The organism is Beduini sp. (assembly GCF_047239305.1).
Classification (GTDB): Bacteria; Bacillota_I; Bacilli_A; order Erysipelotrichales; family Coprobacillaceae; genus Beduini.
The window spans coordinates 21,160-31,273 of the sequence record NZ_JBKTEM010000017.1 but is presented as its reverse complement, the minus strand read 5'-3'; the positions used below and the strand labels follow the sequence as shown (position 1 = coordinate 31,273).

Here is a 10,114-nt window from a genome sequence, read left to right as displayed (position 1 = left end):
CTAAAAAAAGATGAGAAAATTTTTATTGCGAATTCCGAAGGCTTAGTTTTCTTAGTGTAGTGTTGCGCGAAAAATAAAAAAGTGTTGCAAATAAAATAAAAAATCTATATATCAAAATATGAAATTTAAATGTACTTTAAATCCTGCGTAAATCCTCATATTCTCATATATATTAAGGAAGGGGAATCCCTTCCTTATTTTCTATACTTCCCGAAGTGGCTTTGCGTAGATCCACATCTTTCTGCGGCCGACCTTAGCATATACAGAATCAGTTTCTGGGTCATTATCTAGGACAGTAAATGTACCTTTGATTTTAACGTACTCACCAGGCTGTAGTACCTGATCGCCGGATTTCTTTCCGCTCTTCGTGACCTCATCACATACAGCTGCATCCAGCCAATGGTACTCGGCCACTGGTGTGCCAGTCAAGGCATAGCAGATCACTGCATCACGGGATGCTGACACCTTAGATACCTGATAGACATCCGGGAAGATAAACTTATCACCTTTATTCAGTATCTGGTCTGGTTTCGGCTTGCTAGAAGCGTTATTCTGCTGTAGATACCCTTTTACCTTGCTGACGAATTTCGCCCAGCTGTAAGGCTTGTTGGCACGAATCTGGCTTGGACAGTTTTTGCCGCTCCAGTCGTGATGCTGGTACAGGCTCTGATGATCAAGCCCCTGTGCTTTCAGCAGCTTCGCAGCCAGCCATGCAGCGTTATCGGTGGCTTTCTCCAAATTACTATCCGGATTGACACAGATCTCGATTGCAATGGTGGTCATATTTCCGTTTCCACATCCGTCGCCAGCGTGCCATGCTACTTCATTGTCTGGAATAGACTGCGTGATCATTTTATCATCCACAGCATAATGCCAGGAAGCCTGCAGCGTGGATCCACTGTTCTGCAAATACGTTCCGTGGTTCTTAGCTCCAGCTCCTGCCTTAAAGTTATCCGTGTTGTGGATCGTAACACCGCCGTTCATCATTCTCTTGATACCGCTTCTTGCCCCACTATAAATTACTGGTGCTAACATTTTTGTAATCTTCATTTTTTCATCCTCCTATTTTTTTATTTTGATAATACCCTCATAGATTGCACTTGCACCTATGAAACTGAACAATGCGACCCATAAAGCACAATATATGGATAGCGAAAAGAAAAACATACAGAAGCATATGCCTATTGCGAATGATAAAACAAAATTTACCACCCATGTCTTAAGCCCTTTTTTAATAAATGGCAGCTCCTTAATTTTTTGTACCAGCAGCGTCTGAATGACACTATAAATGATAGCAACGAAAATCAGATTAAGTAATAACTGTGGAATCTTCATTTTCTTCTCCTTTCCTTGCAAAATAAAAAGAGGTTGCCCTCTTCCTCTTATTCGGTAAGCTCAGCGTAACCCAGATCTGTAAGAATAGATCTTACTTCGTCCTTCAAGCTTACCGGAACTTTGTGAAACTCCAGCTTGCCATCCAAAACTCTGTATGCTAAAAATTCAGCCATTTCATTCACCTCCTCCCACTCCTAACTGCATCAAGATTAGTTCCTGAACTGCATCTTCCATCACAGAAATACGTTCTTCTGTATTTGGTTTTTTTGTATCATCGGGAAATAGAATATCCTTTTCCGCTTCTGTAAGCTCAGTAACATTTCCATCCCGCAGTTTATAATTGTATCTTCCTCGTTCATCAATCAGTCCACTTTCAAGATAGTTTCCTTGTGCATGTGCGTACTTATCACCATTACCTTCATCAATCAATGTATATCCATCTACATCAGAAAGAAATACATCACTGTTAATCTCTGTGATTACAGTGTTAGTATCTGTCTTAACATATACTTTTGTCATGTTGATACCTCCTTAATAGATTTCTGCGTCAGCCCAATATTTGCGGCCGTACACTCTTATCATCCCCGATACAGAAGCAGTGAAACTGAAAAGTATACGATCTATATAACTTGTATATGTGATCCTCTCACTCGTTATATTTGTTGTTAATGACCCCTCTGCGCTTAATGTCAATGTTGGAGCTATTCGCATGTCAACTGGTATTGACATCATATTGCTAAACGAATTTGATGCAGCATTCATTGTGAAATCAACACATATATATCTTCCAAATCTTTTACATATCATTCGTTCTTCTGCATAAGTTCTTGGAACATCTGGTGTCGCGATCTCCCCAAGCTCTAATTTTGCATAATCTATATATACATCAGATGATATACCTGCTGAGGCGATTATTATTTGTAAAGATTTAACATCATCAAAGTCTATATCTCCCGCTATATCGAAAGTCATACTCATGATCTTGTATTCATTCGCTGAAATCATATGTGCTTTTCGTGCTAATAATACAGATGTTTTATCACTTGAATTATACAAAACTGTTGCTGATGTTGTTATTTCCTGCGCATTTCCTGATATCATTTTCACACTTAATGTCAATTTTTTTCCTAAGATTTTCCGAATAATAGAATTATTCAACTCTTTGTGCTGATATACCAGAAATCTACTTCCCCCTGTGGCTGATACGATTTTCAGCCTTCTGCTACTATTTACTACAGTGTATGGCACATATCCTTCCTCCGGATTCATATAAGCGACCCATCTATCTGCTGTATACTTCCTACGCTCTGTGATATCGAAACTATTTCCACGTTGCCATACCTGAAAATCACCATTATCTAATAGATTGGGATTACTGAACGGTGGATTTCCTGTAATCTCTCCATATTCATATATGGGTTTAACAACTGCTTTAGCCCAATCATATACATCACTCGCAGGTAGGGATGTAGGAAAATCGGTTATATCACTTCTACTATGATTATGAAGTTTTGGTGTCCTCTCATCACTTAGGCGGCTATCATTGCCCTGACACACAGTACCCGCAGTATTGCCAAAAGCTTTATTAAAAGCTGAATTTTTGCTGAAGACTGGCTCCTTACCATCCAACGCCTTTTTAGTCGCATCTGATATGGGTTTATCCTTGTCTGAGGTATTATCAACATTACTTAGTCCTACCTCTGATTTTATGTAGGATGGTTTATTCGGCTGCTTAGCCCAGTCATAAACATCGCTCGCAGGTAGAGAAGTCGGGATATATACACTCTTTGCTATGCTGCCATCATATGAGCCTGTTACACCTCCGGTAAATGTTAAAGCTGCCGGATTTTTTCTCGCATCACTCAAACGATTATCATTACCCTGGCACACAGTACCCGCAGTATTGCCAAAAGCTTTATTAAATGCTGCATTTTTACTGAATACTGGCTCCTTGCCATCCAATGCCTTTTGGGTTGCATCCGATATGGGTTTATCCTTATCTGCTGTATTGTCAACATTATCCAACCCAAGTTGCTCAACCGTAACGTTATGCGGATTAGTTTGATCATTAACGTGTTGCACAAGATCTCTTTGCAAAGCGTAAACACTGCCGTTGATCTGTATGTTGATCGTAATGTCATCAGTGATAGATAACGCAAATCTTAAACGCTTTTCATAGGCTATACCGCTATCTACTGGGCTGATATATTCAGCATCATTCCCAGCATTATCATATGCATACAACACCTCTTTTCCACTCGCATCTGTTGCTATTATCCCTATCTCACGTAAATAATAACCAGAGTGATCATTGCTTGTTATATCAGCCTCAATCAGAAGCTGATTATCTTTATGCTGTATCTCTGGCACGACATCATATAGAGGATTTACCATGCTATGGATATCGTGATGATCTGCACTGTATTTACCATCACCGATACGTATACATTTTACCGCAAACTGCTTGCTGATCTGTGTCTGCGTCAGCAATGATTGTCCGTCATATGTTATTACCATGCCTCTAAAAGCCATTTAAACCACCTCCTTAAAATATAATATAGACGAATGCAATACCGCATATCTTGCGTTTATGCTCGATTGCTCGTATCTAACAAGCGTTAGATCATAAGCGATATGAGCTGGCTTGATCATATCCAGATAGCTCCTTATCGCTGCTACAAAGGCATCAGATAAATTGCTCTGCACTATATTGACAAGGAACAGATACTGCTCCGGATGCTCCTCTATTTCAACAGGAAGCCCCGTCATAGCTGTCAGCTCGTTATATATACTTTGTCTCGATGCTGTATATCGTGCATTGAGTTTCGCAATCAAGTTCTTTCTTCTCTCTTCCTGTGTTAGACCATCACCTGTTAGATCAAACATTTTTTCATACCTTGCAAGTAAATCATTTGCTGTGCTTAAAGATAGCTCTCTGATATATTCCTCCAGGGCATTATGCAGCCTATCCAGCTCCTTAGATTCAGCAGTCAGTAGCTCATCCATTTGCTGCATATTCTGGAGCCATAGTGGGAGATATTTTGTATCAAACCGCATGAAAGCTCACCTCAGCTATCTCAAAATACTCATCACTATCTGCTGTGATGGAAGAAGTACCACCGTTGAGAGTATATGAATCAACATCTAGGACACCCGGTATATCATACAAGAGATCACTGACTTTAAAATATGCCAATGATCTACTGGATCCGAATTGCTTTGTAGCAAGATACTGCTGAAATGCAGACTTAAACTGATCAGTAACATTGTTTATTTCAAATCCGTTAGATAAGTGTATATTACCACTTATGCTTAGAGCCTTAGCCTTAGCAGCTACGACACTGACAGCTGCTGCAATAGGCTTCATTTCAGCGATATGTGCTATAGCGTTCTGTATAATGATTTCATCCGGCGCTCTTCCTTCAAGAGAAAGCAAAACGACCTTTACAGTGCCATTACCATTTGCACATGGGATACACACCGCATTTCCTATACCCGGTACCTCTTTCGCCCATTTCACATAGTCGTTCACATTTCCGGATGTGGATGGATTTCTGATCCTGTCAAAAATGCGACTGCGAAAAGCCTCATCCGTCTCAATGTCTACGCCTCCAGCAAAGGGCTTTATATTGGTTACCTTGACACCATCAAGGTCAACAGCACTTATATCTCCAGCAGTTACATTTCCGACTGTTCCCGGAGTATTACAAATCGCTTTTACTTCAGCTGTTGAGGTATCGTTTATTACTACCTTTTCAAGTGTCGCAAAGGTCAATAAGTCAGATTTTATAATTGTTCTAATAGGGATAACCGTTCCTGGACTCCCTGTAAATAAGACTGTCCCCTGAGCTTGTGTAGCTGGTAGTCTTGCTTCTCCAAAGTCCAAGGCAGCTCTATCCAGAAATTCATCATAAGCTGTATCTAGTAAAACCTTATCCGGAATAGTGGCAACTTCCATTGCATACATCATGGCGATCTCTTGTGAAACTGCTTGTACATTATCCATCGAAAATGAACCCTCCAGTTTACTGGTAGGATTCATCAAGCTTTCCATAATTCGAGTTTTTATATCTTCATATTCAAAACTTTCCAATTCAACTAGCCCCTTCCATAATCTGTTCAATTTCCAAATCGTCGTAGATGCTGGATACAGTAAACTTCACCTTTATTCCTGTCGACAGCTTTTCAAAATTGAAGTCCTTAATGGCGGTTATATAAGGTGAGTATATCAACGCCTCCATGATCATTCGCTGAATCTCTAAGGTTATGATGTCATACGATAGACCGATACCAGCCAGATCATCAAGCTCTGATCCATAATCGTCCGTGTATGTTACATAGCGATACCGCGCAGTCATGAGTGTTTTATATATCCATATCTTTAACGCTTCGTTTTCTTCAACGATGATCGTTTTACCATCGGTATCAGTCTTCAAACAATTATTTTCAAAGTCATATGCATATTCCCGGAATACAGGAAGTTCTTCCTCCATGTCTTCCTGTTCATTGATTTCCGAGAAAAAAGGGAAGATACTCATACAGCCACCACCTTTTGCAAGATATAAAAGCTAATGTTATCTAACAATACGATGACATGATCACCATACTTAAGCTTAAGGTCTGGATTGCTGTAAATATGCTGATTGACCGTGAGATCATATAACTGGAGTGTGACCGGATCTGTACTTGTCACTGTAGCCAGTAGGATCTGCTGATCTGTACTGTTTTTGTTCTTCAGTAAAACTGCCATTTCATAAGCCCACTTATTCATACTCAACCTCCAGTCTCAATCTCTCTCGTGTCCATCAAGTTTTTAAAAGCAAGTGTTAATGTCATAGTGTGTTTACCATTACTAAATGAGTGGCTATCACTCTCTATATAAAATTTGCCATATAGTCCTGTGGATTTCTCTTGTACTATGATGCTATATCCGGAAATCGCTCTACAATCTCCTGTAACAGTTACGTTTCCTGATTCTTCGATACCCTGCATCAATGCCTTTGCTTCAGCTTCAGACGATTTTCCATCCTCTTCTTTGTATACTTTCTGCACCGTACCGTATTTATTTCGGGATGTACGATCCTCAATAATGCGCTTTTTATTACCGTCTTTATCTGTAATCAGCACTTGATTTACTACATTTTCAGCGCTTACTCTGTAGGTCGCATCCTGTAGATTGTAACTACCATCTACCACAACACCACAAAGCTCACCCTTTTTAATAACTGCTAACTTGTTAATGGATTGAGCCATCGGCATATAAACCTCTTTTGTCTTTTTGGCAGCAGCTGTATATGCCATCATTATCGCATCATATCCTGTTTTAGCAATACACGGAAAATACACCTTTGTATTGGTTGCTGCAATGCTCCCCGGTGTGATACCTAGATCATTACAGATCGTCCGTGTGATCTGCTCTGCTGTATTATTGAATATCCGGCTGATCTCACTCTTGTTGATATAAAACATCAGATCATAAGCTGTTACAGATATCATACCGGATGCAGCTGCTCGCTCTACCGTCCAAACAACACCACCAAACAGATTTTTATTTTTATCGTCCTGGAGTATAACTTCATTACCCGGCTCCAGTATTATTTTAGCCAGTTTTTCATCATGAGGATTTTGATAATACGTGAATTGCAATGACCTAGCGACAGCTTTTGTGTCACCTGACCACGAAAGATCCTGCACCAGATTGATGATGTCTTTATCCTTAGCAAGCAACCTCATTTTGGAATCACCAACTTTGTGCCAGCCCAGATCCAATGACCTTTATCGGATGATGCAAAGCCGTGTTTCTTTGCCGCCTTTTCGATAGCATCCTTGTTCGCATTATATATTTTAGGATACTTAGATCCATTACCATAATACTTTACTGCGATCGACCAGAGGGTATCACCGCCCTTGATCGTATGTGTAACCTTCTTTTGCTGCTTAACTTTTTGCTTCGGACTTTTTGCGGCTGGTCTTGCAGTGGTTATCGTCTTTTTTACAGACGTTTTGATTTTAACAGTAGGCACGTTAAGAGACTTATACTCAGTCAGATCAATCGTATAATAGATATCCTTATCACCCTCATACCTTATGGTATGGATGTTGTCGATCGTCATTGCGATATTGATACCTGTATCACTGACTATAAGTCTAACGGGCTGACTACTGTCCTTCCATTTTTCTATCAGTTTTAGATATTCAGCAGGAGATCTATCAGCTCGTTTATAAAATGGTGAAGAGGAAGAAGGGAAGAAGCTGGAGAGGGAACCTGTAATCAGTCCCACACCTCCCAGCTGATTTGCTTCTCCAACATTCAGCAGAGTGATTTTCTGATTAAGTTGCGGATCATCAAGCTCAAACTGTGACGGATTCACAGGTAACTTTATTTGCTCCTTGCTGTTTGCTGTAGATATCAGCTGATATACTCTCATGTTTCTTCCTCCTCTTTTTATACATTTTCTATTGCTTCCAGGATTTTCTTTACTACTTTATCACCGATTTCATCAATGTCTCCCTCTTCTTTAACAACGATTTTATCAGCAAGTTTTGGGATTTGAATAGTTATTGTTTTACCATTCTCCGAAGATTTTCCTGAACCGTTACCAGATGGAACAACAGCCCCATTACCGGAAACAACAGGCATCGGCTCACTGCGGCTTAACTTGCTGACCAGTAGGTTTATGCCTTGCAGCATAGACTTTAGATATGGCACAGATGCATCTGACTGTAAAACTTGTGTCACTCCGCTAGCACCCTGCACATTTTTGGTGATCCTGTTTATCACTGGATCCATCCATCCTGTGTTATGCTCTAACGGGACGACAGCCTCTCTACCTGCCTCACCGAAAATCGCTGGCGTTGCCTTATCAACTACACCACCCTTAGCAAGTGGTTGTATATGCTCCAGATCTAGCCCAAAATGCGAACCTCCGGCGAATGGCACCCAATCCGGAATATCAACCTGGATTGAATTGATACCATCTATAGCCCAGTTAATGATCCCGATAACAGCATTTAACGGAGCCTTGCATATCTCTCCAATTCCAGAAAATATTGTACCAAATGAATCAACGACACCCTGCCAGTCTCCAGACCATACAGCACTGATCAGATCCAGACCACCCTGGATGATACCTGTAATGCCGTCAATCACGTTGGTGATGATTGCACCGACAGTCTCAAAGGCTGTCTGCACAAAGGGTGCCAGTGTCATAATAACGTTTTTTATGCCCTCGATTGCAATGCTGAGTGCAGGCAATACAGCGGTAACGATATTACCGATCTGCGTCACGATGGTCGAAAAGATAGGCGCTAAAACTGGCATAACCTGTGCAATGGCTGCCACGATTTGCTGTATCACTGGCGTTGCTGCTATAGCAACGTTTTGAATCGTTGTGATCACCGTTTGAGCAAATGACATGATGGAGGGCATCATTGCTTTGATACCATCACCAAGAGCAGCAAAGATAGGGGATAATGATTTAAACGTGGCAATGATTGTCGGCATTGCAGCAGATACTGTCTTAATGCCCTTACTTAAGCTGTTACCAAACGCAGAGCCTAATTTATCAATGTATGGCATCGCTTTATCAATCAATCCAATCATATCTGTAAGCACAGGTTTTAATTGATCAACGATCTTAAGCCCAAAGTCTGCAACGCTAGACTTAAGTTTTCCGGTAATCGTAGATACCAGACCGCCGCCAGAGGTCGCAAGCTTCGCACTTGCTCCACCAAAGAAATTTTCCAGATCCTTGGATACGCCCTTAAATCCTTTTTGCTCAAATTCGTCAGCCGACACTTTAAATCCAAAGCTTTTCAAGCGCTCCATTTCACCCATTTTCGCATCACCTAATGCCTCAATGGCATCCTGGACACTTGCAGTACCACCAGAAGCTGCTGCCATGTCTTCAGCTAATTTTACAAGGCTCATAGCCTCTTTTCGGTTGCCCTGAGTTAATGAGATTGCTCTGGAACCTGCCTGTATGACCTCACCAGTCTCAAATGGTGTCGCATTTGCGTTATTGCGCAGCTGCTGCGTAAATTCTGCCGCTGCCTTATCAACAGCGGTTTGATCCATGTCTTTATTGGTGGCTCCGATAAAGTGCTTAATGGATATCTGTTGCTGCTCAAGCTGCATCCCGCTTTTAATCGAGGCACCGAGCGCCGCTGTAGTTACAGTTGCAGCTACCGTCACAGGAATTACAAGCTTTTTTGCAATCGCTTTAAGCTTAGATCCTATGCTGCCAAGTACCGATGCTGTCTTATCAACGGCTGTAATAATAGGCTTTGGCACCTTGCTTTTGAGCAAAACAAACTTACTTTTGATACCATTGATTATGCTTGTTGTCTTGTCTTTAACTATGATCACAGGCATTGCGATAAGCCGACCTACATCCTTGATCTGCTTTTTTACCTTTACGATTTTTGTCGTTGTTGCATCCTTAAGCTTGATCATAGGGCTGACGATCGTCTTTTTTAGCAGACCCAGCTTATTTTTTATCTTATCGGCTGTTTTACTGGCACTATCCAATATCTTAAAACGTACAGTTAAACCCTGTTTAAATTCACTCATTTTCCGTTTAAGTGATGATAGTTTCTTGTAGACTGCATTATCATCAATCTTCATTTTCCAGGATTTCTCATACAATTCTTTCATAACTGTATGTGTTTTTTTTACATCCCGCCGGAAGTTTTGCTGCTCTTTAACAATGTTTTTTAAGGTAGGAGTGACCTTATCCTTGATTCCGATTTCACCCTTGACCCCCTTATTTTTCGGCAT

General features: G+C 40.8%; 12 protein-coding genes. All 12 read right to left on the bottom strand.

The window, feature by feature from the left end:
* Positions 1 to 201: 201 nt before the first annotated feature.
* Positions 202 to 1,050, bottom strand: a complete 849-nt coding sequence (locus tag ACLRVU_RS14495; RefSeq protein ID WP_142419917.1) for an N-acetylmuramoyl-L-alanine amidase family protein — start codon at positions 1,048 to 1,050, stop codon at positions 202 to 204.
* Positions 1,051 to 1,062: 12 nt separating this feature from the next.
* Positions 1,063 to 1,335: a hypothetical protein gene (locus ACLRVU_RS14490; protein WP_233107808.1), complete on the bottom strand. Its 273-nt coding sequence runs from the start codon at positions 1,333 to 1,335 to the stop codon at positions 1,063 to 1,065.
* A gap of 47 nt (positions 1,336 to 1,382) precedes the next feature.
* Positions 1,383 to 1,508, bottom strand: coding sequence for a hypothetical protein (locus ACLRVU_RS14485; protein ID WP_257279179.1), 126 nt, complete (start codon positions 1,506 to 1,508; stop codon positions 1,383 to 1,385).
* A gap of 1 nt (position 1,509) precedes the next feature.
* Positions 1,510 to 1,854, bottom strand: a complete 345-nt coding sequence (locus ACLRVU_RS14480) for a hypothetical protein (RefSeq protein WP_142419918.1) — start codon at positions 1,852 to 1,854, stop codon at positions 1,510 to 1,512.
* Between the two features lie 12 nt (positions 1,855 to 1,866).
* Positions 1,867 to 3,867, bottom strand: coding sequence for a hypothetical protein (locus ACLRVU_RS14475; protein WP_224727410.1), 2,001 nt, complete (start codon positions 3,865 to 3,867; stop codon positions 1,867 to 1,869).
* Entirely contained in the window at positions 3,868 to 4,392 is a 525-nt protein-coding gene (locus ACLRVU_RS14470; protein WP_142419919.1) for a putative phage tail protein, read from the bottom strand.
* Entirely contained in the window at positions 4,382 to 5,341 is a 960-nt protein-coding gene (locus tag ACLRVU_RS14465) for a baseplate J/gp47 family protein (RefSeq protein WP_233107807.1), read from the bottom strand. Before ACLRVU_RS14465 ends, ACLRVU_RS14470 begins: the two co-directional genes overlap by 11 nt.
* A gap of 88 nt (positions 5,342 to 5,429) precedes the next feature.
* Positions 5,430 to 5,873, bottom strand: coding sequence for a DUF2634 domain-containing protein (locus ACLRVU_RS14460; protein ID WP_142419921.1), 444 nt, complete (start codon positions 5,871 to 5,873; stop codon positions 5,430 to 5,432).
* The gene (locus ACLRVU_RS14455) at positions 5,870 to 6,106 is read right to left on the bottom strand and encodes a hypothetical protein (RefSeq protein ID WP_142419922.1); all 237 of its coding nucleotides are present in this window, start codon (positions 6,104 to 6,106) and stop codon (positions 5,870 to 5,872) included. Before ACLRVU_RS14455 ends, ACLRVU_RS14460 begins: the two co-directional genes overlap by 4 nt.
* A 2-nt stretch (positions 6,107 to 6,108) precedes the next feature.
* On the bottom strand, positions 6,109 to 7,068 hold the full coding sequence (locus tag ACLRVU_RS14450) for a hypothetical protein (RefSeq protein WP_142419923.1): 960 nt from the start codon (positions 7,066 to 7,068) through the stop codon (positions 6,109 to 6,111).
* Positions 7,065 to 7,763, bottom strand: a complete 699-nt coding sequence (locus ACLRVU_RS14445) for a LysM peptidoglycan-binding domain-containing protein (protein WP_142419924.1) — start codon at positions 7,761 to 7,763, stop codon at positions 7,065 to 7,067. Before ACLRVU_RS14445 ends, ACLRVU_RS14450 begins: the two co-directional genes overlap by 4 nt.
* A 17-nt stretch (positions 7,764 to 7,780) precedes the next feature.
* The gene (locus ACLRVU_RS14440; protein ID WP_142419925.1) at positions 7,781 to 10,114 is read right to left on the bottom strand and encodes a hypothetical protein; all 2,334 of its coding nucleotides are present in this window, start codon (positions 10,112 to 10,114) and stop codon (positions 7,781 to 7,783) included.

Coding starts and splice junctions, on each gene's coding strand:
- ACLRVU_RS14450 (WP_142419923.1), bottom strand. CDS start 7,068: ATGAGGTTGCTTGCTAAGGATAAAGACATCATCAATCTGGTGCAGGAT.
- ACLRVU_RS14440 (WP_142419925.1), bottom strand. CDS start 10,114: ATGCCGAAAAATAAGGGGGTCAAGGGTGAAATCGGAATCAAGGATAAG.
- ACLRVU_RS14455 (WP_142419922.1), bottom strand. CDS start 6,106: ATGAATAAGTGGGCTTATGAAATGGCAGTTTTACTGAAGAACAAAAAC.
- ACLRVU_RS14495 (WP_142419917.1), bottom strand. CDS start 1,050: ATGAAGATTACAAAAATGTTAGCACCAGTAATTTATAGTGGGGCAAGA.
- ACLRVU_RS14445 (WP_142419924.1), bottom strand. CDS start 7,763: ATGAGAGTATATCAGCTGATATCTACAGCAAACAGCAAGGAGCAAATA.
- ACLRVU_RS14460 (WP_142419921.1), bottom strand. CDS start 5,873: ATGAGTATCTTCCCTTTTTTCTCGGAAATCAATGAACAGGAAGACATG.
- ACLRVU_RS14465 (WP_233107807.1), bottom strand. CDS start 5,341: ATGGATAATGTACAAGCAGTTTCACAAGAGATCGCCATGATGTATGCA.
- ACLRVU_RS14475 (WP_224727410.1), bottom strand. CDS start 3,867: ATGGCTTTTAGAGGCATGGTAATAACATATGACGGACAATCATTGCTG.
- ACLRVU_RS14485 (WP_257279179.1), bottom strand. CDS start 1,508: ATGGCTGAATTTTTAGCATACAGAGTTTTGGATGGCAAGCTGGAGTTT.
- ACLRVU_RS14490 (WP_233107808.1), bottom strand. CDS start 1,335: ATGAAGATTCCACAGTTATTACTTAATCTGATTTTCGTTGCTATCATT.
- ACLRVU_RS14480 (WP_142419918.1), bottom strand. CDS start 1,854: ATGACAAAAGTATATGTTAAGACAGATACTAACACTGTAATCACAGAG.
- ACLRVU_RS14470 (WP_142419919.1), bottom strand. CDS start 4,392: ATGCGGTTTGATACAAAATATCTCCCACTATGGCTCCAGAATATGCAG.